At 60.4% G+C, this 24230-nt stretch carries 21 protein-coding genes and 2 tRNA genes; 18 read left to right on the forward strand and 5 right to left on the reverse strand.

Annotated features, from left to right (window positions below):
• Positions 1 to 38 precede the first annotated feature (38 nt).
• From DXD77_RS02635 to DXD77_RS02665, 7 genes are all read left to right on the forward strand, one after another.
• Positions 39 to 644 carry a recombinase family protein gene (locus DXD77_RS02635; RefSeq protein ID WP_117564204.1) on the forward strand — a complete coding sequence of 202 codons (606 nt, stop codon included), beginning with the start codon at positions 39 to 41 and terminating at the stop codon, positions 642 to 644.
• Between the two features lie 105 nt (positions 645 to 749).
• Positions 750 to 1331, forward strand: a complete 582-nt coding sequence (locus DXD77_RS02640) for a VanZ family protein (protein WP_117564205.1) — start codon at positions 750 to 752, stop codon at positions 1329 to 1331.
• A gap of 204 nt (positions 1332 to 1535) precedes the next feature.
• Positions 1536 to 2387, forward strand: coding sequence for a MurR/RpiR family transcriptional regulator (locus DXD77_RS02645; protein WP_117564206.1), 852 nt, complete (start codon positions 1536 to 1538; stop codon positions 2385 to 2387).
• Positions 2388 to 2397: 10 nt separating this feature from the next.
• A complete protein-coding gene (murQ, locus tag DXD77_RS02650) occupies positions 2398 to 3321 on the forward strand; it encodes an N-acetylmuramic acid 6-phosphate etherase (protein WP_117564207.1) in 924 nt (307 codons plus the stop codon).
• Positions 3322 to 3378: 57 nt separating this feature from the next.
• On the forward strand, positions 3379 to 4809 hold the full coding sequence (locus DXD77_RS02655) for a PTS transporter subunit EIIC (RefSeq protein ID WP_117634809.1): 1431 nt from the start codon (positions 3379 to 3381) through the stop codon (positions 4807 to 4809).
• 117 nt (positions 4810 to 4926) lie between these two features.
• The gene (locus DXD77_RS02660) at positions 4927 to 5979 is read left to right on the forward strand and encodes a MupG family TIM beta-alpha barrel fold protein (protein WP_117564209.1); all 1053 of its coding nucleotides are present in this window, start codon (positions 4927 to 4929) and stop codon (positions 5977 to 5979) included.
• Positions 5980 to 6071: 92 nt separating this feature from the next.
• Entirely contained in the window at positions 6072 to 6431 is a 360-nt protein-coding gene (locus tag DXD77_RS02665) for an arsenate reductase family protein (protein WP_117564210.1), read from the forward strand.
• 134 nt (positions 6432 to 6565) lie between these two features.
• Here DXD77_RS02665 and DXD77_RS02670 read toward each other — a convergent pair whose 3' ends face one another.
• Positions 6566 to 6976 (reverse strand): hypothetical protein, encoded by a 411-nt coding sequence (locus tag DXD77_RS02670; protein ID WP_117564211.1) that lies wholly within the window; start codon positions 6974 to 6976, stop codon positions 6566 to 6568.
• A gap of 266 nt (positions 6977 to 7242) precedes the next feature.
• Here DXD77_RS02670 and DXD77_RS02675 point away from each other — a divergent pair.
• The 6 genes from DXD77_RS02675 to DXD77_RS02700 all read left to right on the forward strand — a co-directional run bounded on the left by DXD77_RS02675 (position 7243) and on the right by DXD77_RS02700 (position 9828).
• Positions 7243 to 7316, forward strand: a tRNA-Gln gene (locus DXD77_RS02675).
• Positions 7317 to 7333: 17 nt separating this feature from the next.
• Positions 7334 to 7410: transfer RNA gene (locus DXD77_RS02680), tRNA-Glu, on the forward strand.
• Positions 7411 to 7507: 97 nt separating this feature from the next.
• Positions 7508 to 8425 carry a hypothetical protein gene (locus tag DXD77_RS02685; protein ID WP_117564212.1) on the forward strand — a complete coding sequence of 306 codons (918 nt, stop codon included), beginning with the start codon at positions 7508 to 7510 and terminating at the stop codon, positions 8423 to 8425.
• On the forward strand, positions 8415 to 8885 hold the full coding sequence (smpB, locus tag DXD77_RS02690; protein WP_117564213.1) for an SsrA-binding protein SmpB: 471 nt from the start codon (positions 8415 to 8417) through the stop codon (positions 8883 to 8885). The genes DXD77_RS02685 and smpB overlap by 11 nt, the downstream gene beginning before the upstream one ends.
• 206 nt (positions 8886 to 9091) lie before the next feature.
• Entirely contained in the window at positions 9092 to 9595 is a 504-nt protein-coding gene (locus DXD77_RS02695) for a flavin reductase family protein (protein ID WP_055251877.1), read from the forward strand.
• Between the two features lie 89 nt (positions 9596 to 9684).
• Positions 9685 to 9828, forward strand: a complete 144-nt coding sequence (locus DXD77_RS02700) for a rubredoxin-like domain-containing protein (protein ID WP_055251878.1) — start codon at positions 9685 to 9687, stop codon at positions 9826 to 9828.
• A gap of 222 nt (positions 9829 to 10050) precedes the next feature.
• Here the strand turns inward: DXD77_RS02700 and DXD77_RS02705 are convergent, their stop codons facing one another.
• Both DXD77_RS02705 and gpmA read right to left on the reverse strand, forming a co-directional pair.
• Positions 10051 to 11307: an Nramp family divalent metal transporter gene (locus DXD77_RS02705; protein WP_117647653.1), complete on the reverse strand. Its 1257-nt coding sequence runs from the start codon at positions 11305 to 11307 to the stop codon at positions 10051 to 10053.
• Positions 11308 to 11382: 75 nt separating this feature from the next.
• Entirely contained in the window at positions 11383 to 12156 is a 774-nt protein-coding gene (gene gpmA / locus DXD77_RS02710) for a 2,3-diphosphoglycerate-dependent phosphoglycerate mutase (RefSeq protein WP_117647655.1), read from the reverse strand.
• A 571-nt stretch (positions 12157 to 12727) separates the two neighbouring features.
• On the opposite strand from gpmA, the gene gltB reads away from it, so the two are divergent.
• The 5 genes from gltB to DXD77_RS02735 all read left to right on the forward strand — a co-directional run bounded on the left by gltB (position 12728) and on the right by DXD77_RS02735 (position 23166).
• Positions 12728 to 17404, forward strand: a complete 4677-nt coding sequence (gltB, locus tag DXD77_RS02715) for a glutamate synthase large subunit (protein ID WP_117647657.1) — start codon at positions 12728 to 12730, stop codon at positions 17402 to 17404.
• 5 nt (positions 17405 to 17409) lie between these two features.
• Entirely contained in the window at positions 17410 to 18891 is a 1482-nt protein-coding gene (locus DXD77_RS02720; RefSeq protein WP_117647659.1) for a glutamate synthase subunit beta, read from the forward strand.
• A gap of 353 nt (positions 18892 to 19244) precedes the next feature.
• Complete coding sequence (locus DXD77_RS02725) at positions 19245 to 19952, forward strand: hypothetical protein (protein WP_117647660.1); 708 nt, start codon at positions 19245 to 19247, stop codon at positions 19950 to 19952.
• A gap of 278 nt (positions 19953 to 20230) precedes the next feature.
• Entirely contained in the window at positions 20231 to 21307 is a 1077-nt protein-coding gene (locus DXD77_RS02730) for a hypothetical protein (protein WP_117647662.1), read from the forward strand.
• A gap of 488 nt (positions 21308 to 21795) precedes the next feature.
• Complete coding sequence (locus DXD77_RS02735; RefSeq protein ID WP_117647663.1) at positions 21796 to 23166, forward strand: amidohydrolase family protein; 1371 nt, start codon at positions 21796 to 21798, stop codon at positions 23164 to 23166.
• Positions 23167 to 23299: 133 nt separating this feature from the next.
• On the opposite strand, the gene DXD77_RS02740 is transcribed toward DXD77_RS02735, so the two are convergent.
• Both DXD77_RS02740 and DXD77_RS02745 read right to left on the reverse strand, forming a co-directional pair.
• Positions 23300 to 23773 (reverse strand): hypothetical protein, encoded by a 474-nt coding sequence (locus DXD77_RS02740; protein WP_117647665.1) that lies wholly within the window; start codon positions 23771 to 23773, stop codon positions 23300 to 23302.
• A 146-nt stretch (positions 23774 to 23919) separates the two neighbouring features.
• Positions 23920 to 24192, reverse strand: coding sequence for a metal-sensing transcriptional repressor (locus DXD77_RS02745; protein WP_055285698.1), 273 nt, complete (start codon positions 24190 to 24192; stop codon positions 23920 to 23922).
• Between the last annotated feature and the right edge of the window lie 38 nt (positions 24193 to 24230).

Here is a 24230-nt window from a genome sequence, read left to right on the forward strand (position 1 = left end):
GTCCCTTTTTGGCAGGTTTACAAGAAAGCGGGGATGAGATGGCGACGGTGTATGGTTATGCGCGGGTGAGTTCGCGCGATCAGAATCTTAATCGGCAGCTGGATGCGCTGGGCGCCTATGGCGTGGGCTCGGCGAATATTTATGCCGACCATGCGAGCGGCAAGGACTTCGATCGACCGCGTTATCGCGAGCTGCTGCACGTCCTGGGAGACGGGGACGTGCTAGTGGTGCTTTCTATCGACCGACTTGGTCGTAATTACTCCGAGATTCTTGAGGAATGGCGACGCATTACCAAGGAGCTCGGGGTTGCCATTGTGGTGTTGGACATGCCATTGCTTGACACGCGCGCCAGGGCCAGCGGCACGCCGGATGTGACCAACATCCTGATTGCCGATATTGTGCTGCAACTGCTGAGCTACGTGGCGCAGGTGGAGCGCGAGAATATCCATCGGCGCCAGGCGGAGGGAATTGCAGCGGCGCGGGCGCGAGGGGTTCGTTTCGGTCGACCTCGCAAGCCGTGCCCTCCTCAGTTTGAGCTGGTGCGCGATAGCTATGAGGCAGGCGATATTACCCGCAGCCAGGCAGCAAAGTGCCTGGGCGTGTGCGTGGGGACGTTCGATCGCTGGATGCGCGAGGCGGGGTAGGAGTTTGCGTCGCTTTGTTGCTTCCTGTTGCGATTCAAATTTTGATACGGTGACGATGCCATTTTGGACTACACTCGCTGATATTCAAAAAACGGAGGGTGGCCTTTGGCACGCGTAAAACAAATAATCGGATGGACCGCGATCGCTCTGTTCGTCGCAACGCTGGCGGGCATCTGGGTGCTGACGGAGCAAAACGCGGTGCAGACGTCGTTGCTGAGCGAGTCCACCGCGCGTGTGGTGGAGGGTCAGGCTACGGGCGTACAGGCTGCCGATGCCACGGGTGAAGCTCAGACCGAGAACGGGATGACCGGGGGCACCGATTCGGCTGCTTCGAATGTCCGGTCTGGCCGACTTGCTTCCATTCGCATGTGGGTGGGCGCGAACGTCCGTCGCGTTGCCCATACCGTAGAGTTTTTCTTCGTCGGATTGTTCGCCTCGGTGGTCGTGGTTTGCTTTTCCAGGCGTCCGTGGAGCGTATGCTCCCGTTGCGTGCCCGTGTTGCTCTTTTGCGCCGTCTGCTCCGTTGGCGATCAGGTACATAAGATCTTTGTTCCCGGCAGGCATTTCGACGTTATCGATTTAGGATTCGATGCTGCGGGCTATGTTACCGCGATGCTGTTGGTATTGCTGGCAGCGGCGTTGGTGCGCTATGCGACTCGGCCGATCGGCGCCCATGCGAGGCGCTAGCCGGTAACAAACCCGTTTCTGATCATGCGACCTTGTTGAATTATTTTGTGTCGCGCGTATTTCCGAGCGGTCGGATTTGAGGGGCGAGCGGTAGAACGCTCGCCCTTTGTGCGCCACGATGCGGCACAATGTACCGTAAAAGCTGTTTGTATCCGGTACGAATCATTCGTTGGTCTTTAATTCTTCTCAACGGAGGTGTTTGAGATGGCAAACGGATTGCTTTTGCGGCTTCGCGAGCGTGAGCTCAGCGCGAGCCCGGCGGAACGCAATGTCATCGCATATGTGAGCGATCATCCGCACGAGGTGGTCGGGCTGTCCGTCCGCGGTCTTGCCGATGCCACGTTCTCCTCGCCCTCGAGCATTTTGCGCTTTTGCAAGCGTTTGGGTTTTGCGGGCTACAAGGAGTTCCAGCGCGAACTGATTGCCGAGCTGGCGCTCTTAGGCGACAAGAAAGACGTAGCCCTCGAGGACATCTCCATGGATGACAGCGTCGAACGTATCGTGGGGAAGGTGATGAAAAGCAACGTGCGCACGATCGAAGCGACGGCGCGAACGCTCGATTACACCGTCTTGGAGCGATGCGCGGCCTATCTTAAGCGGGCACGCGCAGTCAATCTGTTCGGTATCGGTGCCTCTCGTTTGGTCGCGCACGATCTGGCGCAAAAGCTCATGCGTGTCGACAAAGAGTGCCATCTGTACGACGACTGGCATGATCAGCTCTTGTGTGCCAAGAACATGCATGAGGGCGATATGGCAATCGCCTTTAGCTACTCGGGCTTGACGCAAGAGGTGCTGGACTGCACCGCCGAGGCCCAACGTCACAACTGTCCCGTTGTGGCCGTGACCAAAGTAGATGGATCATCCAAGCTTGCCACCATGGCCGATGCCGTGCTCGGCGTCGCTGCGAGTGAGCCCTTGGTCCGCAGCGGTGCCATGGCTTCGCGTATGGCCCAGCTTATGGTTGTCGATGCCCTGTACGCTGCTTACGTTGCCAGCGACTACGAACGGGCGACGCATGTCATTAAGCAAAACTACATCGAGAAACAGGAAAGATGAGGTGAATGAAATGCTCGATTTAACAAAATTCACGACCGAAAAGCGTAATCAAAGGTCTATGGACCTCGATACGATGACATCGCTGCAAATCGTTACGACGATGAACGATGAGGATCTTCGTGCCGTCCAGTCGGTCACAAAAGTGCTGCCCCAGGTTGCCACAGCAATCGACTGGGCTGCTGAGGCACTCGAGCGCGGCGGGCGCGTCTTTTACATGGGCGCAGGCACCAGCGGTCGTCTGGGCGTACTCGACGCTTCGGAGTGTCCGCCCACGTTTGGCGTGTCACCCGATCTGATTGTCGGGCTCATTGCCGGAGGCGAGACGGCGTTTATCAAGGCTGTCGAAGGTGCCGAAGACAGCGAGGAGCTTGGCGCGAGCGACCTGCGGGAGCGTGGACTCTCGGACAAGGATCTTGTCGTTGGCCTGGCGGCAAGCGGTCGTACTCCCTATGTGGTGGGCGGCCTTGTGTACGCCAAGGCAACTGGGTGCAAGACCATTGCAATTGCCTGCAACCAAGGGTCGAAGATCGGGGAGAGCGCAGATCTTGCCATTGAACCCGTGCCCGGTCCCGAGGTGCTGACCGGCTCAACGAGGCTCAAGGCGGGAACGGTTCAAAAGCTCATTCTCAACATGATTTCGACCGGTGCCATGGTCAAGATCGGCAAGGTATACCAAAACCTGATGGTCGATGTGCAGCAGACGAACGAGAAGTTGGTGGTGCGCGGCCAGAACATCGTGATGGAGGCGACCGGCTGCACGCGCGAGCGCGCTATTCAGGCGCTTGCAGATGCCGGCGGCCACGTAAAAACCGCTATTGTCTCGGTACTGCTGGGCTGCGATGCCGAGCAGGCTGCGGTAGCTCTTGAGCGAGCGAGAGGCCATGTCCGTGCTGCGGTGAGTGGCCATGAGAAGAGCAATGCCGATGCCCAATAGGTGCGCGGCGTGAGCTGATATGACATCCAGACGAGATACCCAATACAAGGAGGAGTTATGACGAACAAAGAGCTGGCTCAAAAGCTGCTGGACCTTTTGGGCGGTAAAGACAACGTGTTGGCAAACGCGGCGTGCATGACGCGCCTGCGCGTGACCGTCAAAGACACGGGCAGCGTCGACACGGAGGGTATTAAGGCACTCGACGGCGTGATGGGCTTGGTCGAGGACGACACGATGCAGATCGTGCTGGGGCCGGGCAAGGTGAATAAGGTGCTCGAGGAGTTCTCCAAGCTCACCGGCCTTGCGAAAGGCGTTGCCGACGAGAGCGTGGTTGACGCTGCGGCCACAAACAAGGCCGCGCAGAAGGCAAAGTACGAGTCCAAGCCGGTTCAGGCCTTCCTCAAGAAGATTTCCAATGTCTTCGTCGCCCTGCTTCCCGGCATCATTGCGGCTGGCCTCATCAACGGTATCTGCAACGTCATTAACGTCTCGACGGCAGGCGCGCTTGCAGGCGAGTGGTGGTACCAGGGCATTCGTTCCATGGGCTGGGCCCTGTTTGCCTATCTGCCCATCTTGGTGGGCTATAACGCGGCACGTGAGTTTGGCGGCTCCGCTGCGCTGGGCGGCATCGCCGGCATGATGTGTATCGCCAACAGTGCCATGCCCCTGCTTGCGCCTGGCGCGGCTGATCCTGCCACTGCCATTCTGCTGCCGCTCACCAATGCGCAGTACAACCCCGCAGCGGGCGGCATGATCGCGGCTCTTATCGCTGGCGCATTTTTTGCCTGGATGGAGCGTCAGATTCGCAAGGTTATGCCCAACGCACTCGACACGTTTTTGTCCCCGCTGCTGGTGCTCATCATCGGCGCCTTTGCTCTGATGCTCGTCATCCAGCCGGTTGGCGCATGGCTGACGACTGCCATCTTTAGCGTTTTGACCTTTATTTTCGAGAAGCTGGGCGTCCTGGGCGGCTATATCCTGTCGGCAGGCTTCTTGCCGCTGGTTTCCGTCGGCCTGCATCAGGCGCTCACGCCGATCCACGCTATGCTCAACGATCCCGACGGCGCTACCAAGGGCATCAATTACCTGCTCCCCATCCTTATGATGGCTGGCGGCGGCCAGGTCGGTGCCGGTCTGGCGCTGTACTTTAAGACCAAGAACGCCAAGCTCAAGAAGTACGTCGCAGAGTCCATTCCCGTTGGAATCCTGGGTGTGGGCGAGCCTCTGATGTATGCTGTTACGCTGCCGCTCGTTCGTCCGTTTGTGACGGCCTGCCTGGGTGCCGGATTTGGCGGCGCGCTCGCGGCGCTGCTTCACATCGGCACGGTTTCTCAGGGCGTTTCCGGTCTGTTTGGCCTGCTGATCGTCGTTCCTGGCCAGCAGCTCGGTTACGTTGCCGCTATGCTGCTTGCCTATGCCGCCGGCTTTGTCCTGACGTGGTTCTTTGGCGTCGACGAGCAGAAGATCAACGAGTTCTTTGGCGAGTAGTTTGATATCGCGAGCCGTGTTGCTTAGGGCTCGCGGCGCGCGGCAGATTTCTTGATGCTATGGTTGTGCCGGCGGGGCTAACTGCTCCGCCGGCCTTTTTTAAAGGAGTGTTGAAGCGTGAAAACGGGTATTTCGATTTATCTTTCCAGCCCTCTGCAGGATATTGAGCGGACGATTGAACACGGTGCCGCGGCGGGTGCGCGCTATGCGTTCACCTCGCTGCATATTCCCGAGGATGGGGGAGCGGCGTATGCCGATAAGGTCCGTCATGTGCTGTCGCTGCTTTCCGCCCGCGGCATTGCGCTCATTGCCGATGTGGGGCCGCGCACGTGCGATTTGCTCGGGCTTGAGCGCATCGAGGACCTGCGCGATCTGGGGTTGGAATACCTTCGTTTGGACTATGGCTTTAGCGCCCGGCGGGTCGCGGAGCTGTCCGGTGTATTTCGCATTGTGGTCAATGCATCGACGGTGAGTTCTGATGAAATCACATCGTGGCGTGAGGCCGGTGCCGATGTGACTCGTTTTGCCGCCTGCCACAATTTTTACCCCAAGCCTTATACCGGTTTAGCTCTGGAGGACATTGCTCGGGTGAATCTTCGTCTTGCGGCGCTTGGATTCGAAATCATGGCTTTTGTGCCGGGTGATGCTAACGTTCGCGGGCCGGTATTCGAGGGACTGCCGACGGTCGAGGCGCAGCGCGGTCGCGCGTCAAAGGTTGCTCTCAATATGCTTGAGCTTGCACATGGCGCCGATTGCGACATTGTGTTGGTCGGCGACCCCGATCTTTCCGATGCGGGCTGGACGCAGTTTGCTCATGTTTCCACCGGATACGTGGACCTGCAATGCGAGCTTGAGCCCGGTTATGCCTATGTACGTGGGCAGATTCATCACGACCGACCCGATTCGAGCACCCTCATCTTTAGGTCTCAGGAGTCGCGTACGACGCTTAAGCCGGATTCCGTGCCGATGGATGCCGGTGCCGGCCTGTCACGAAAGACGGGGTCGATCGCTGTGAGCAATAGCGGCTATGGGCGCTACGAAGGCGAGCTTGAGATTGCGCGGGTCGATCTTCCCGGTGACGAGCGCATGAACGTTGCGGGTCATATCACGCCCGAGGCAATGGAGCTGCTGCCGTTCATCAAACGCGGATTCGGGGTACGGTTCGTTTAGCGTGTGACCCGTGGGCTACAATTGGCCCATCATGCGAAGGCGCCTCGTGTGGCGTGTGTCTGCGTTGACCGATCTATATTCGGAGGATTTCCATGACCGTACTGTTTGTTGAATATCCCAAGTGCTCGACCTGTAAGAAGGCCAAGGCATGGCTGGACGAACACGGGGTAGAGTATATCGACCGCGATATCGTTTTGGACAATCCCACGGCTGATGAGCTTGCGACCTGGATTGCTCGTTCGGGACTGCCGGTGCGGCGCTTCTTTAATTCGTCGGGCATGAAATATCGAGAGCTGGGCCTGAAGGCGCGTCTAGATGCGGGCATGACGGATCGGGAGTGCTACGAGCTGCTGGCGACCGACGGCATGCTGGTCAAGCGTCCGCTGTTGGTGGGCGACGACTTTGCGATTCCCGGCTTTAGGGAATCGGCTTGGGTCGAGGCGTTGCTGTAGCGGCTGCGGAAAGTGCGACCCGTTTTGAGCTTCGATTACGGGATACGGTTTCCGGTTGAGGGCTCGATGGGAAAGTGGGGACCGGTTTGAGCTTGAAATCTGGGACGCACTTTCCGCCGGCAGGCTTGCCCCAGTCAGTCCTCCAACTGCGCCCATTCGTGCGGATCGTAGACCTTTACGTGCTTGTTGGGCTTGCCGCTCCAGTACTCCTCGTCCATAAAGGGCAGATATGCCTGAACGCCGGGGCAGATAAAGGGGATCCGCTGCTGTTGCAGTCGCTCGCGCTGGCGCTGCTCCAGGTGCGCCTCGGATATGACGGTCGGCATACCGGACAGCTCGACGAGGCTTGCCTGGATTCGCTTAAGGTCGGGGAGTCCCGCGTGCCATGACATCCGCATGATCAAAAAGGATGCACGGCGGTATTTTGCCTGCATCACCGTGATGGCGGGGCGCAGAGTGGGATGGATTTTGTCCCGTTCGGGCCAAAGGTCAGCAGTGATCTCGAGGCCCAGGGTCTCCCATAGGTAATCAAGCTCTTCGTCCATGGCGCCTCGATATCTACGTGATCATTGATACTTCGATTGTGTTGCCTGGTGCTATCGTTTTCGCGGTAGAATCTGCCAACGGTTGACGGCTACCGCTCGCGGCGTTTTGCCCTTCGTGTGCAGCGGTCGACTTCACAGGTCCTTCACGTGTTGGCCGTATTTGACTGAATTTCAAAAAAGTCAAAATTGGGGCTTGCGTCACGGCCGGACTTCCCGTATATTTCTTTCTTGCGCAAAGGCACAGCCGAGCGCAGCGATGCAGTCATTGGGATGTCGTCTAATGGCAGGACAGCGGATTCTGGTTCCGTCAATGGGGGTTCGACTCCCTCCATCCCAGCCATTGCATTTGCTACATATGGCCCGTTCGTCTAGCGGTTTAGGACGCCGCCCTCTCAAGGCGGAGATCACCAGTTCGAATCTGGTACGGGCTACCAAAATTGAACGCCCGGGCCTCGTAAGAGACCCGGGTTTTGTGTATTGACCGATATTTAAGGCGCGCGTTGAGTCTGCCGCCCGGACCGAGGAGTTGTCATGGACCTGCCTATCAGCTTGGAAGACATCACGTATGCCGAGAACTATCTGGCGCAGGGCGACCTGGCTACGGCGACGCCGCTGCTGGAGCGTCTGGTGGAGCTTGCCGAGGAGTATATCGACGCTGAATGCAAGACGGAGGAGAAGCGCCAGTACTTTAGCTTCGACAGCAAGTTTGAGCGCCTGGCCTATCGCCGCGTGGAGAAGGATCCGCGCGAGCTGGTGCAGGTCGAGGTTCCCTTTGACCGCCTGTACTCCGACATGGCGTTTGCCTACATTCGCCAGCAGGATTATGTGAGTGCTCGGAATGCCCTGATGCAGGCCGTGCGTTGGGATCCCATGAACTGCAACTATCGCTTGGACTTGGCCGAGCTGTTCCGCGCGCTCGAGGACAAGCAGGAGTGGGCATCGCTCTCGTTCTCGGTGCTGGAGCGCGCGAGCGACGGTAAGTGCGCCGCACGTGCCTACACCAACTTGGGTCAGTACTTCTTGGAGCCCGAGACCGAGAACATTTCGGCAGCCGTGGGCTGCGCGCGTCTGGCGCTGCGCCTGGCGCCCAATGATGCGCATACGACGCGCCTGCTCAACAAGATCCATACCACCTATCCGGATGCCGCGGACGAGAGTGACGACCATGTGATGGGTGAGCTCGCCCTGCAGGGCGTGCCGACCTCGCCTTCGGCCGAGATCGCCATCTGCCTGATCATGTGCGCGACCGATGCTGCAAGCGACGGCGACAAGCAGGAGGCTACGCGTCTGACGGTCCGTGCCCGCGACCTGGTGGGCGAGGAGGCATGCGCGGCGATTATCAAGCTGGTGCGCGAGAGCGATGCCGAGCTTAATGCCGAGCGCAGGGCAAAGCGCGAGGCTGCGGGTTCAAACGCCGATGGCGCCAAGGAGGCCGGCGATGCTCAGTAAGCGCGAGCGCAAGCTCATTTCCAAGAATCGCTCGGCACATCACGAGTACTTTATCGATGAGACGTTTGAGTGCGGTATTGAGCTGAGCGGTACCGAGGTCAAGTCGATTCGCGAGCGCGCGTGCCAGATTACCGATACCTTCGCACTGATTCGTGGTGGGGAGTGCTGGCTCGTCGGCCTGCATATCCACCCTTATAGCCATGGTGGCGTGTGGAATCGCGATCCCGACCGTCGGCGCCGTCTGCTGCTGCACCGCAAGGAGATCGACTTTCTTGACGGCAAACTTCGCAACCGCGGCTATGCGCTGGTGCCGCTGGAGCTCTACTTTAATACCGACGGCCGCGTAAAGCTGCTGCTGGGCCTAGGCCGCGGCAAGAAGCTTTACGACAAGCGCGAGGATATGGCCAAGCGCGATGTCCAGCGCGAGATCGACCGCGCCCTCAAGGAGCGCAATCGCTAGGCGTTCTGTATAAGTTGCGGTGGAATACGGACTGTTTTGCCTGTTTGAGGGGCTATTCAGTCCTTATTTCACCGCAACTGCGGGCGTCTCATCTTTCTTACTGTTCTGACACATATGTTTCAAAGGCAGCGTCCGCTATGGGCGCTGCCTTTTTTGTGGGTACATACATCCATGAGGTTCCAACCCGAGCTAGGGGAGTGATCGTTATGGACAAAACTGCGTTCTTTACCATGCCGAGCGGCCTGTACGTGGTGAGCGCCGCGGCAGACGGGCTGCGCGCCGGCTGCGTCATCAACACAGCGGTGCAGGTGACGTCCATGCCGCCGCGCATTTCGGTTGCCGTGAACAAGGACAACGTCACCTCGGGCGTCATCGCTTCGGCCAAAGCGTTCGCGCTGACCGTGATCGATCAGACCGCCGATATGCTCTACATCGGTAACTTTGGGTTCCGCACTAGCAGCGATTATGACAAGTTTGCCAAATACGAGACCCGCGAGACGGCTCTGGGCATGCCCTATGTGCCCGAGCACGCGGCGGCCCTGTTTAGCTGCCATTTGATCGACACTGTGGATGTTGGCACGCATCTACTGTTTATCGGCGAGGTCGAGGATGCCGAGCGCTTGAGTGACGAGACGCCGCTCACCTACGATTACTACCATAAGGTCCTGAAGGGCAAGACGCCTCCGAAGGCGTCCTCGTATCAAGGCTAGAAATGTTTTAAAAATACTTGCATTATATTATTGAGAATCTATACTGATAAATGAAGTACATCACCAGTCGCGTTTGAGAGGAGAACATCATGGCTGAGGAGAAGAAGACGTATAAGTTCGTGTGCGTCGTTTGCGGTTACGAGGTTGAGGTCGATACGCCCGAGCTGCCCGAGGATTATGTGTGCCCGGTGTGCGGCGTCGGTCCCGATCAGTTTGAGCTCGTCGAGGAGTAGCTCGCAGACACACGGCGAAAGCCGAACATAGCTCTGTCCAAGGGCCTCGGTCGAATTCTCGGCCGGGGCCCTTTTCCTCCGCCCCCAAGGGATCACGGTTGCTGTTGGCCGATCCTGTCTGTTGTGAGTCCGGCCGACCTTTTGTCTTAATCTGTAACGTCTAACGGCTCAAAACGGGTCTTCCTGTTACAGATCGAGACGTTTGCCTAGGTAGGTGCCCCATTACATCCCTGTCAACAACACGACATCGAGAACCGTCACGATGGCACCAATCCCTACGAGCAGCGCGTTGAGCGGGCGCGAATTGGCGTATTTGCCCATGACGCGGCGTGAACTGGTGAGTCGTATGAGCACAAAGACCGTAATCGGCAGCTGAAGCGACAGCAGTGCCTGGCTCCAGATGAGACCTTCAAAAGGATTTGGAACGACCAGGCACGCCGCCACTGCTCCGGCGAAACAGGCCGCCACCCCGACCGAGGAATGTCGGTCGTGGATGTCGTATTCCTCGTCGAACATGCCCGCAGTGATGGTTCCCGCCGCCATGCCCGCTGTCACGCTGCTCGATAATCCCGCGAACAGCAGCGCTACCGCAAAGATGGTCGAGCTCGCCGGGCCCAAGATGGGGGAGAGCGTGGCCGCTGCGACGGCGAGGTCGTCTACGACCATGCCGTGCGCAAAGAAGGTCGTTGCGGCCAGGATGACCATGGCCGAGTTGATTGCCCAGCCCACGCCCATCGAAAAGAGCGTGTCGAAGAGCTCGTAGCGCAGACGTTCTTCGATAACCTGCTCGCCTTGGCCTTCAAAGTGCATGGATTGGATGACCTCGGAGTGCAGAAAAAGGTTGTGTGGCATAACGACCGCACCCAGGACGCTCACGATAATCGCGGCAGAGCCAGTGGGCATACTAGGCGTGATCCAGCTTGCGGCGGCTTGCGGCCAGTCGACCTTGACTAGTGCAAGCTCGGCCAAAAATGAGAGTCCTACCACGCCTACGAAGGCGATGATCCAGCGTTCGGCATGCTTGTAGGAGTTCGTCATGAGCATCGCCATCGATACTGCCGCCACGATGACGCAGCCCGCGCGCACGGGCAGCCCAAAGAGCATTTGAAGGGCAATCGCGCCACCCAGGACTTCGGCCATGGCGGTGGCGACAGTCGCGAGATAGGCACTGGCGAGTACCGTGCGTCCAACGAAGCGGGGGAGGTAACGTGTCGTGGCCTCGGCAAGGCAGGCGCCCGTGGCGATACCCAGGTGCGCCGCGTTGTGCTGCAGCACAATGAGCATAATCGTGGACAGCGTGACGATCCACAGCAGCGCGTAGCCAAACTGCGAGCCCGCGGCCATATTGGAGGCCCAGTTGCCCGGGTCGATAAAGCCGACGGTCACGAGCAGCCCGGGGCCGATATGCCGCGCAATGTCTAGGCCTCCGTGACCGCCGGTGCGCCGGGAACCAAAGTGTTGTTTGAGATGGTTGAGCATGGTACGCTCCTGTGTATGGGCGGCGTGACGTCGCATCTGGGCCGTGCGGCGCCACGCGTCGGTTTTGGGTTGGGGCTACTTGTGTGCTTTGCCCTGATTGGCCACGGCGTCGATCTTGGCGGCGATGGTCGCCGGGTCGCCGATGTAGCGCTTGTCGAGGACGTTGAAATCGGTGTCGAAGGTGTAGACGAGCGGCACGCCGGTGGGGATGTTGACCTTGAGGATCTCCTCGGGCGTGAGGTGCTCGAGCTTCATGACGAGTGAGCGCAGGGAGTTGCCGTGTGCGGCGATGAGTACGCGCTTGCCGGCGAGCATCTGGGGGCGAATCTCGTCTTCGAAATAAGGCCAGGCGCGGGCTATCGTGTCCTTGAGGCATTCGGTATAGGGCAGCTGATCGGGCGCGACGTCGCGGTATTGCTCCTGGGTGTGGGGGTCGCGACTGTCGCCCGGCTCGAGCGCCGGCGGGCAGACATCGAAGGAACGGCGCCAGATGAGCACCTGCTCGTCGCCGTGCTCCGCCGCGGCATCGGCCTTGTTGAGACCCTGCAACGCTCCGTAGTGGCGCTCGTTGAGCTTCCAGGATTTGATGACGGGCAGCCATTCGCGATCCATTTGGCCGAGCACGATGTTGAGGGTGTGGATCGCGCGCTTGAGGCGCGAAGTGTAGCAGACGTCAAAGTCGAAACCGGCTTCTTTGAGGGCGCGGCCGCCTGCCGCCGCCTCTTCGCGGCCCGTGTCGGTGAGCTCGACATCGGTCCAGCCGGTGAACAGGTTGAGCTTGTTCCACTCGGACTCTCCGTGACGGATAAGGACGAGTTGCATCGTCTGCTGGTCTGCTTGGTGCGCCATAGGGGCCTCCTTGATCTGGCACGGTGTGCGTGCCGTTTGCTTGACGCCGCAAAGGATACCCGTTTTAGGCCAAAAAGTTAACCTAGACTAACAAAATTGTTGTATTTGAATAGGATGGTGAAAGGGGGGCTGCCGAAATGTCTCGATCTGTAACAACTAGGGATGGAAATTGGGCCTAGGTGTTACAGATCAAGACAGGAAGAAATGGTCCTTTGGAAAATCTCGATCTGTAACAGCTGACCGCCAAAACCGGCCCTTCGTGTTACAGATCGAGACAAACCAAAACCGTCCTGCAGAAAATCTCAATCTGTAACATCTAGGCGCCAAAATTGGGTCTTCCTGTTACAGATTGAGATGTTAGATGCAGTGAGCTTACAGACCGCCCGGCACGCGGAAGGTGGCGTTGTCGATGAGCTCAATCGACACCTCGGGTGCATGCTCAACCTGCGGCACCCACTCGCAGGGCGTGCGTTACGCGATTGTTTCGAAACGGGTGGGAAACACAACGGGCCGGCGATGCTCCTACTATGCCTATTCAACTGACTGTCTAAATATCTAGGGGAGGATCGCGATGCAGGCAGATTCCGCTCAGCAGCAGGGCCTTTATCGCCCCGAATTCGACCACGATGCATGCGGCATCGGCGCGCTTGCCGATATCAATGGTGAGCGCCATCACCAGATTCTGGACGACGCGCTGTCCATTCTGGTCAACTTGGAGCACCGCGGCGGCACGGGCCTCGAGAAGAACACCGGCGATGGCGCCGGTATCCTGTTCCAGGTTCCGCATCACTTTTTTCGTAAAGAGGCTCAAAAGTGCGGCCAGATTCTGCCGGCAGAGGGCGACTATGGCGTGGCCATGCTGTTCTTCCCGCAGGACGACAAGGGCGTAGAGGATGCCCGCCGCGTGTTTGAGGAGGGCTGCGCCGAGGCCGGCGTGCCGCTGCTCTTTTGGCGCGAGGTGCCGGTCGACCCGCACGACCTGGGCGAGACGGCCCGCGCCTGCATGCCTACTATCCTGCAGGCCTTCCTGGGCCGCCCCGACGACACGCCGGCAGGTGACGCCTTCGAGCGCCGCCTGTACGTGTGCCGCCGCACCATCGAGAAGAAGGCCGACGCCGAGTTTGCCCTGCGAGACAAGATCTTCTACGTGTGCTCCATGAGCTCGCGCACTATCGTGTACAAGGGCATGCTCGTCGCCACGCAGATGCGCCGCTTCTTCATCGATCTCAACGATGCCGCCGTCAAAACGGCCGTGGCGCTCGTCCACTCGCGCTACTCCACCAACACCACGCCCAGCTGGGAGCGTGCGCACCCCAACCGCTTTATCATCCACAACGGCGAGATCAACACCCTCAAGGGTAACGTCAACTGGATTCGTGCCCGCGAGCCCAACCTGTACAGCCCCGTGCTGCAGCATGATCTTGAGCGCGTGATGCCCATCATCAACCGCGAGGGTTCCGACTCCGCGATTCTGGACAACGTGCTCGAATTCTTGGTCATGAACGGCCGTCCGCTCACGCGTGCCGCGTCCATGTTGCTGCCCGAGCCATGGGACCACAACGACAACCTGGGTGAGGAACGCCGCGCCTACGACGCTTACCAGTCCATGCTCATGGAGCCGTGGGACGGTCCTGCCGCTATCGCCTTTACCGATGGCCGTACCCTGGGCGCCGCCCTCGACCGTAACGGCCTGCGTCCCGCCCGCTATTATGTGACGCGCGACGGTCGTTTTATGCTGGCAAGCGAGGTGGGCACCATCGAGGTGAGCCCCGAGAACATCCTGACGAGCGGCTGCTTGGGACCGGGCCAGATGCTCGAGGTCGATTTTGCTCGCGGCCGCGTAATCTACAACGACGAGCTGCGCGCCCGCTATGCCAAGGAAAAGCCCTACCGCGACTGGATTGCCGAGGAGACGCTGACTATCGACGCGCTCGATGAGCCCATTGCTTCCGTGCCCGCCGCCGTGCGCATGGCCAAGCTCGGTTACCACTGGGATGATGTCGACGAGGTCGTGCGCCCTATGGCCCAGCAGGGCAAGGCCCCGCTCGCCTCGATGGGCATCGATGCGCCGCTGGCCTGCCTGTCCAAAAAGACGCGGTCGTTCTACGACTATTTCTATCAGCTGTTCGCTCAGGTCACAAACCCGCCGATCGACGCCCTGCGCGAGCACATGGTGACTTCGACCACGCTCTACCTGGGCAACCACGGTAACCTGCTCGAGGACTCCCGTACGGCCTGCCAGCTGGTTCGCTTGGAGCGACCGCTGTTGAGCAAGGAGGAGTTTGACCGCATTTGCGCCATCGACCGCGTGGGCTTTAAGACCCGCCGTTTCCGTGCCGTGTACCGCCGCAATGCCGGCGAGGGCGCGCTGCAGGCTGCGCTCAAGCAGCTTGCAGAGGACGTTGAGGCTGCGGTTCGCGATGGCGTGAACATCGTGGTGCTGAGCGACCGTGCCGCTGCGGGCGAGGTGCCCGTGCCGTCGCTGCTCGCCGTGGGCTGCGTGCACAACCACCTGATCCGTGCTGGCGTGCGCACCTTTGCCGATATCGTGGTGGAGTGCGGTGACGCCGTGTCTCCGCACGACTTTGCGGCACTGGTGGGCTACTCCGCGAGCGGCATCTATCCGTACAACGCACATGTCTGCATCCGCGATCTGGCGGCACACGGCGACCTGGACGTGACGGCCGAGCAGGGCATCGCCAACTACAACAAGGCTGCGACCGCCGGCATCGTCTCCATCATGTCCAAGATGGGCATCTCCACGGTGCAGAGCTACCATTCGGCGCAGATCTTCGAGGCTGTGGGCTTTACGCCGGAGTTCGTCAACGCGTACTTCGTCGGCACGGTGAGCCGTGTGGGCGGTATGGGTGTCGAGGACGTTGAGCGCGAGCAAAACGAGCGCTACGACGCCGCGCTCGCTATCCTTAAGAGCCCGGCTCCCGATCAGCTGCCCACGCTGGGTCTGACCAAGTGGCGCCCGCTCGGTGGCGAGGATCACCTGATCGACCCTCAGACTGTCTACCTGCTGCAGACCGCCTGCCGTGAGGACAGCTACGACACCTTTAAGGAGTACAGCGCCCGCCTGCACCGCACCGGCCGTGCCGTGCGTCTGCGCGACTTGCTCGACTTTGATGCCAGCGGCCGCACGCCGGTTTCGCTCGACGAGGTCGAGCCCGCGCTCAACATCGTCCGCCGCTTTAACACCGGCGCCATGTCGTACGGCTCCATCAGCAAGGAAGCACACGAGTGCATGGCCATCGCCATGAACCGCCTGCACGGCCGTTCCAACTCCGGCGAGGGCGGTGAGGATCCGCGTCGCGAGACCCCGCTGGCTAACGGTGATTCCAAGAACTCCGCGATCAAGCAGGTGGCAAGTGCGCGCTTTGGCGTGACGAGCCGCTACCTGTGCAGCGCCTTCGAGATTCAGATCAAGATGGCCCAGGGCGCCAAGCCCGGCGAGGGCGGACACCTCCCCGGCAAGAAGGTCTACCCCTGGATCGCCGAGGTCCGTCAGTCCACGCCCGGCATCGGCCTGATCTCGCCTCCGCCGCACCACGACATCTACTCCATCGAGGACCTGGCAGAGCTGATCTTTGACCTTAAGAATGCCAACCCCGGCGCGCGCGTGTCGGTCAAGCTGGTCAGCGAGGCCGGCGTCGGCACCATCGCAACCGGTGTGGCCAAGGGCGCTGCCGACAAGATCTTGATCAGCGGCCACAATGGCGGCTCGGGTGCCGCGGCGCGCGATTCCATTTGGCATGCCGGCCTGCCGCTGGAGCTCGGCCTTGCCGAGGCCCAGCAGACGCTGCTGCAAAACGGCCTGCGCTCGCGCGTGGTGCTCGAGGCCGACGGCAAGCTCATGGACGGCACCGATGTTGCCGTCGCCTGCCTGCTGGGCGCCGAGGAGTTTGGCTTTGCGACCATGCCGCTCATCTCGATGGGCTGCCTCATGCAGCGCGACTGCCAGCAGGATACCTGCCCTGCCGGCATCGCCACGCAAAACTGCCGCCTGCGTCGCGGCTTCCGCGGCAAGCCCGAGCACGTCGAGCACTTTATGCTCTTTGTTGCCGAGCAACTGCGCGAGGTCATGGCGAGCCTGGGTTTCCGCACCGTCGACGAGATGGTCGGCCACCCCGAGTGCTTGCGCCAGATCGAGGTCCCGGGCAACCGCAAGGCCAACCTGCTCGATCTGTCGCCCGTGCTGGCGAGCGCGACCTGCGAGTTTGGTGCCCATATCCCGGGTGCCGACGGTCGTCACTTCCTGCCGCAGATGGCTGCCGACAGCGAGCTCGACAAGACGCTCGACTCCACGTTGTTCGTGCCCTATACGGCCGATGCCCGTGCGCACCTGCGTCCGATTCGCTTCCGCGCCGATATCGCCAACGTCAACCGTTGCGTGGGCACCATCCTGGGCAACGCGGTGACCAAGGCACATCCCGAGGGCTTGCCCGCCGGCTCCATCACCGTCGATTGCGATGGTTCGGCCGGTCAGAGCTTTGGCGCGTTCCTGCCGCGCGGCATTACGCTCAACGTGTGCGGCGACGCCAACGACTACTTTGGAAAGGGCCTTTCGGGCGGCGAGGTGTCGGTGCGCCCCAACCCGCATGCGACCTACAAGTTCGACGAGAACATCATCGTGGGCAACGTTGCGTTCTTTGGCGCCACGAGCGGCCGCGGCTTCATTAACGGTCTGGCAGGCCAGCGCTTTGGCGTGCGCAACTCCGGTGCCACCGTGGTGGTCGAGGGCTGCGGCAACCATGGCTGCGAGTACATGACGGGCGGTCTGGCGCTCATCTTGGGCGAGGTCGGGCAGAACTTCGCCGCCGGTATGACGGGTGGCGTGGCCTATGTCTTTGACCAGTACGGCACGCTCAGTGCCCGCGTGAACCACGAGAGCGTGGAGCTCAAGGCCCCGACGGCCGGCGAGCTGGCACAGATTCGCGAGCTCATCCAAGAGCACGTGGACGCGACGCAGAGCCCGCGCGGCATCAAGCTGCTCTACAGCTTTGAGACGATGAGCAAGCACTTCGTGAAGGTCATTCCGACCGAGTACGAGCGTGTGCTGGCGATTGTCGCCGCCGCCGAGGCCGTCGGCAAGACGCATGCGCAGGCAGAGGAGCTGGCGTTTGACATCGTGACCGGTCGCGCGAGCGCTGCGGATCTCGCTCGCTTCGATGCTGCGGGCGGTGCTGCGGGCGCTGCGTCCGTGGCTGCCAGCCCTGTTGCTTCGACCAAGAAGGAGGCGTAAGTGCCATGGGTAAGCCCGGTGCTTTTCTTGATATCGATCGCGTGACCCACGAGCTTCGCCCCGTGGAGGAGCGCAGCCGTGATTTCGATCCGCTGTACGTGGAGCTCGACGACGACGCACGTCGCGCCCAGGCGAGCCGCTGCATGATGTGCGGCGTGGCGTTTTGCCAGATGGGCGCGAGCTTTGGCAAGGCTCGCCCGAGCGGCTGCCCGCTGCACAACTTGATTCCCGAGTGGAACGAGCTAGTGTACCGCGGCCGCTGGGATGAGACTGCCGAGCGCCTGTCGCTCACCTCGCCCATGCCTGAGTTTACGAGCCGCGTGTGCCCGGCGCTGTGCGAGGCCGCGTGCAACCTGGGTTCGGTCGACGGCCAGCCCACGACGATCCATGACAACGAGCGTGCGATCAGCGACCATGAGTGGGCAAACGGCGGCCCGCGCCGCTTTGAGCCGGCGGGGGAGGGCGCACCCACGGTTGTCGTGGTGGGCTCCGGTCCTGCTGGTCTGGTGGCTGCATGGGAGCTTGCACGTCGCGGTGCCCGCGTGACGGTGTTTGAGCGTGACGACCGCCCCGGCGGCCTGCTCATGTACGGCATTCCCAACATGAAGCTCGAGAAGTCCGTGGTCGAGCGTCGCGTGGCACTTATGCACGAGCTGGGTATCGTCTTTGAGCTGGGTGCCGATGTGACGGACCCTGCGGTGGCGGCCAAGCTCAACGGCTTTGACGCTGTGGTGGTGGCTGCTGGCGCCCGTGCCCCGCGCGGTCTTTCGGCTACGAACGTGGACGCCCCGGGCGTGGTGTACGCCGTGGACTATCTGACGGCTTCGACCGTGTCGGTTCTCGACGGCGGCGAGCTCGCGGTCGATGCGCGTGGCCTGGACGTTGTGGTCATTGGCGGTGGCGATACTGGAAACGACTGCGTGGGTACCGCGGTGCGTCAGGGCGCGCGCAGCGTGCGCCAGTTTGAGTTCTTGCCGGCTGCGCCCGATAAGCGCGCGGCGAGCAACCCCTGGCCGCAGTGGCCCAACGTTAAGAAGACCGACTACGGCCAGCAGGAGGCTATCGCTGCGATGGGTGGTGAGATGCGTGCCTGGGGCGTGGATACGCTCGAGGTGCTGTTGGACAAGAAGGGTGCGGCTGCGGGTCTGCGCGTGGTCGATCTGGACTGCTCGGCGGGAAAGCCCGAGCGCATCGCGGGCTCCGAGCACGAGGTGCCGGCGCAGCTGGTGCTCATCGCCTGCGGCTTTACGGGTCCGGAACACGGTGTGTTCGATGCGGTGAGCGTGCCTGTTGCCACCGCTGGTCGTCCGCTGCCGGTGATGGCTGCCGAGGGCTCGCATCTCGCGGCTCGCACGGAGGGCGTCGCCGCGGATGCCGCGCCGGTGTATGTGGCGGGTGATGCCCGCAACGGCAGCTCGCTCGTGGTGAGTGCCATAGCCGATGCCCTGGCCTGCGCAGCCGAAGTCGCCGAGGCACTGGAGCTATAAAGTAGTCATTTAAGAACGTCCCCAATGACTAGTCATTTTTTGTCTAGTCGTTGGGGGCACTCTTTGCGAGCGATTTACTCGTTTGTCGACGTACGGGTGTTCATTTGGCGACTTCTTGGGCTGTGGTCACCTGTTGTTTCTGTGGTGGCTGCGGGCATCTGGCTCAAAAGGGCGGGTTGGCTGTCTATGTCTACCTGCGGTTTCTTTGCGGTACGCTCATTCGGTCAAGTGCCCCGTCAAGTGTTTGGTTAGCATCTGGTTTGCAGCCGAAGGCCTATTTTGCCCGCGCTTGCCTCGGTTGCTCGCCCTCCTCGTAAGCTCAAATTGAGGTCCATCAGTTTGAGGAGGATGCCATGACTGACCACGCTTTTGACCGAGCAGAGCTGGCTGAAGCCGTCGGCAACGATATTGCCGACATGGCTCACTTTTGGATGCTGCGGAAGTTTCAATTCCTGGAGCCGGCGCGCGAACAGTTCGAGATCATTGTCGACCCGTGGCTCAGCTATTGCGAGGAGCCTTCTCAAAACGAAATCATGGCCTACAACATGGCGTTTACCGATTGGCTGCTCTTCGAGCGCCCCTATCGCCATGGCAAAACGCTGCTCGAGCTATATGTTGACGAGCCGCCGGCATCGCTTTCGCCTGCCTCGCTCAAGCGGCTCGAGCAGGTACGCGACACGCATTATTTCTCGCGCTTTGGCATTTTGGACAAGAATCCTGCGTCCGGCATGGTCGTGCTGAAGGACACACGCACCGATCATCGCTTTGATGTCTACGATCCGCATATCGTGCAGAAGGAGCACTGGAGTGACGGCGCGATTGCGGTGCGCCTCGCCTGCGTCGACGATGTCTGGCTTACGGCGGGACAGCTCTACCTGTATGACATCGCGCGGCTGAGCGATACGGCGGTCGATGGGCCGGGTGCGGTGCATCCGGAGGACCTGCAGGACGGCTTTGACACCTCGTGCATCAGCTTCTTCTTGCGTCTGGTCCGCGACATCATGGGCGCCCAGGGGCGGTACGTAAAGTCGCTCAACATCTACGAGCAGGAGTGGGAGTAGGGGATGGGTAGTTGTCGCCTGCCTTGCCTTTTGGCTTTTTGTCTCGATCTGTAACGTTTGGGGGCAAAACACCGGTCTACCTGTTACAGATCGAGACGAATGCTTGGGCGCCGCTGGTTTGTCTAAATCTGTAACGTTTAGGGGCCTGGAGAACGTCTAACTGTTACAGATCGAGACGTTTGGCACCTGGCTGGGGGGAATGTCTCAATCTGTAACATCTACAGTCCAAAAATCGTTCTTCTTGTTACAGATCAAGACGTTTGTCGGTGGAGGCAACGGTGACGATGGTCCATTTGTCCGATGTGGTGGTGATGGAAGTGTCTAATACCGTTTTCAAGCACAAGCATACGACTCGCAACACGTTGGCGCGGAATAGGATGCTCGCGCGACTCACGGAGGCGACCGAGCAAGGTGCGCTGCTCGCAACGCATGACAATGCCGAGCTCATGTGGCTGCGGCGTCATGTTGGAACCGACGATATCGCGGAACCCGAGCCGTATTTGTTCTGCTTTCAACATGATTGGGATGCGCTGACGCCGACGGAGCGAGCGCTGCGGGCCATCAAAGGGCTTGCGGAGTTTCATCCCGATTGGGCGTTTTGGGGCTATGACGCGGCACTTTTGTGGGGTCTGGAGGTGCCGAATGATCTGCTTGGGCCACGATATCTTGTTAAGACAGGTTGCTCGGTGCCGCTGAGTGCAGGATGTCGGCTGTTGCGTCCGCAGGCGGCGGGCGCACTTGAACAAGTCGACGGCGTGCAGGTGACGTCGTTTTGGCGCACGGTGGAGGATTGCCTACTGCGTGCACCGTTCTCCTACGGGTTGGCGATTGCCGATTCTGCACTGCGGGCGAAAGGCGTATCACGTGGGGATTTGTGCGAGCGCCTCCGCGCCGATTGCGAGGGCAGGCGAGGGTATCGCAGGGCACAGGTGATTGCGTCGTATGCGGACGGGCTGTCTGAAAACGGCGGCGAGTCTCGGTTCCGAGCATTCTTTATTGCGTACGGCTTTCCGGTTCCGGAGCTGCAGGTGGAGTTTCGCGACCCGCTCGATCCGAGCCAGGTGTTTCGCGTCGACTATTTTTGGCGGCTCGAGGACGGGACGTGTGTCATCGGCGAGCTCGACGGAAAGGGGAAGTACACCTTGCAGAGCGGCGAGGGTCGGGAGTCGGCTGACCCATTCGTGGCAGAGCGTCAGCGGGAATCTCATCTGACAATGCTCGGGCATAAGGTGCTGAGGTTTACGTTTGATGAGCTCAAGAACCCAGGGAAGCTGGCTGAAAAGATGAGGCTGGCGGGTATTTCGCAGCGGGCCGATTTGGCTGAGGGATGGAAGCGTCAGTGGTATGGGTGCTAAGGGGTGCAACTGACGCGAATGTGGTTGTTTCTGCCGAGTTTGTCTCGATCTGTAACAACAAGGGGCCGTTTGGCCTCGTAGCTGTTACAGATCGAGACAGAAGGTTGGCTGCCGCTAAAAGATCTCAATCTGTAACATCTAGAGGCCGAAAACCTGTCTACTTGTTACAGATTTAGATGTTTGACGACAGGGCTGGAGAATATCTTAATCTGTAACATCTAACGGCCAAAAACCGCTCTAACTGTTACAGATCGAGACAAAGGTTGGACGCGGTGCCGAAAGATCTCGATCTGTAACATCTGGCTGCTAAAACCCGGTCTACCTGTTACAGATCTAGACATTTTCCTGATGTCGCTGGGGTGGGACTGCAACGCATTTCGTTCCCCGCATCTCCTTCTTGCTCCGTTAACCGATATGTCCGCAGCAATTCCGCCGCGCTAGGTAATAATGGACAAATGTTGAAGTTTTCTGAGAGGGAGGAGCTCGATATGGCGACTGCCGATCGTTCCACGTTGTTTATCAATGCGACCGTTCTGGATGGTTCGGAGCATATGGAGCCGCAGCCCGATATGGCCGTGGTCGTCGAGCGTGGCATCATCACCTGGATGGGACCGAGCGCTGTGGCCCAAGCTCCAGCGGGGGCCGAGGTCATCGACCTGGCAGGGGCGTATCTCATGCCGGGCCTCATCAATATGCACGTGCATCTGTGCGGTTCGGGCAAGCCGGTCTCGGCGGGTGATGCGGGCGCGCTGATGAAGAAGCTCGACAATCCCGTGGGCCGCGCCATCGTTCGCCACATCCTCAAAGGCAGCGCCCAACAGCAGCTGGCAAGCGGCGTGACTACGGTGCGCGGTGCGGGTGACCCGCTGTTTGCCGACATCGCCGTGCGCGATGCTATCGATGCCGGCAAGTATCAGGGTCTGCGTCTGGTAGCGCCGGGAACGGGCGTTACAGTGCCGGGTGGCCACGGCGCGGGGCTGTTCGCGCAGGTCGCCAATACGCCCGACGAGGCGGCCGAACAGGTGCGCGACTTGTACGCTCGTGGTGCCGACGTCATCAAGTTGTTCGTGACGGGTGGCGTGTTCGACGCGACCGAAGTTGGCGAGCCGGGCGTGCTGCGCATGCCGATCGATGTTGCCGCGGCGGCGTGCAAGGCGGCGCACGAGGTGGGCCTGCCGGTTATGGCTCATGTCGAGAGCACCGAGGGCGTGAAGGCCGCGCTTGAGGCCGGGGTCGACACGATCGAGCACGGTGCCCCGATGACGCCCGAGATCCTGGAGCTGTATCGCGGCGCCGCGGGCACACAGCTCGAGGGACGCGCGCCGAGCGTGACCTGCACGATCAGCCCGGCGCTGCCGTTTGTATTGCTCGACCCGGAAAAGACCCATTCGACCGATACACAAAAGAAGAACGGCGACATCGTGTGCTCGGGCATCATCGAGAGCGCCCGTGCCGCGCTGGAAGCTGGCATTAAGGTGGGCCTGGGCACGGACTCAAGCTGCCCGTTCGTGACGCAGTACGACATGTGGCGTGAGGTGGCCTATTTTGCCAAGTATGTCGGTGTGAGCAACGCCTTCGCGCTGCATACGGCTACGCAAGTCAACGCCGAGCTGCTGGGGCTGGGCGGCGAGACCGGTACGATCGAGTGCGGCAAGGCCGCCGATATCCTGGTGACGCGCAAGAATCCGCTCGATGACCTGTGCGCTCTGCGTGAGCCGACGCATGTGATGTGTCGCGGTGATTTGGTACGCAAGCTCAAGGTGAAGCGTATTCCCGAGGTGGACGCCGAGCTCGACGCGATTATGGCCATGCCTGCCGAAGCGCTGGCTGAGGAGCTGGCCCGCGACGGTGTGGCGTAGATGTGACAAAGGGGCAGCTCCGTTGCCGCATGCAAAAAGCTGAGGTCTCAACACGAGGCCTCAGCTTTTTTATCGAACAAATACTTAAGATTTGGGACAAACAAACCTGATTAATTTGTCCCGCGTGCGGGCGTTAGGAGCGGGTTTCCATCTTGGCGTGGCACTTGGGGCAGGTGACGCGGATCTTGCCTTTGCCCTTGGGGACGGAGAGCATCTGGCCGCAGTTGAGGCACTTGAGGTATGCTGTGGTCTTGCGACCCTTCCACATCTTCTTGGCCGTGCGCTTGGCACGCTCAAAGTCTTCCTTGCTGGTACCGGCCGTGCGCGAGGCGTTGGCAGCCGCGGCGCCGCTACCCAAGCTCGCTACGAACTTGCCCAGGCCGGGGACGTTAGCGGTCGCGGCGACAAAGGCCGCGTTTTCCTTGCGACGTGCGTCGATGTTTTTGGACAGGCCGCGCAGCACGCCAATCACGATTACGGCGATGGCAATCCAGCTGAGCCACTGGATATGGGCTATCGATCCGATCATCGCGATGACGATGCCGACAAAGCCCATAACGATGGTGAGCTCATCGGCGCCATTGCGGCCCTTCATAAAGTCATTCATGCAAATTGCCTTTCGTTCGATATGCTGCACGCCTTTATACCCGATTTAGAGCAAGGGGGACAGGTCAATCTGCACCAAGGTGGTGCAAACATACCTGTCCCCGATGCACCAAGAAGGTGCAAAGCAGTCCGTCCCCAATGCCCCAATTACTTGGAGAGCTTGTCGACGACGCGTTCGATCTCGGCGAGCTTGGCGGCCTTGAGGTCTTCGTCGCCCGATTCGATTGCCGAAGTCACGCAGCCCTCGATATGCGCCTTGAGCACGTCGGCGTTGATGCGCGCAATGAGCGCCTGCGTTGCCATGAGCTGCGTGGAAATATCGACGCAGTAACGGTCCTCATCGACCATCCGCAAGATGCCGTCGATCTGGCCGCGTGCCGTCTTGAGCATGCGGGTTACCGATTTGTGGTCTGCCATCATGGCGGGTCCTCGTTTCTGGTCGGGGGGGGGTACGTGCG

It is taken from the genome of Collinsella sp. TM09-10AT, assembly GCF_003436275.1.
Taxonomy (GTDB): domain Bacteria; phylum Actinomycetota; class Coriobacteriia; order Coriobacteriales; family Coriobacteriaceae; genus Collinsella.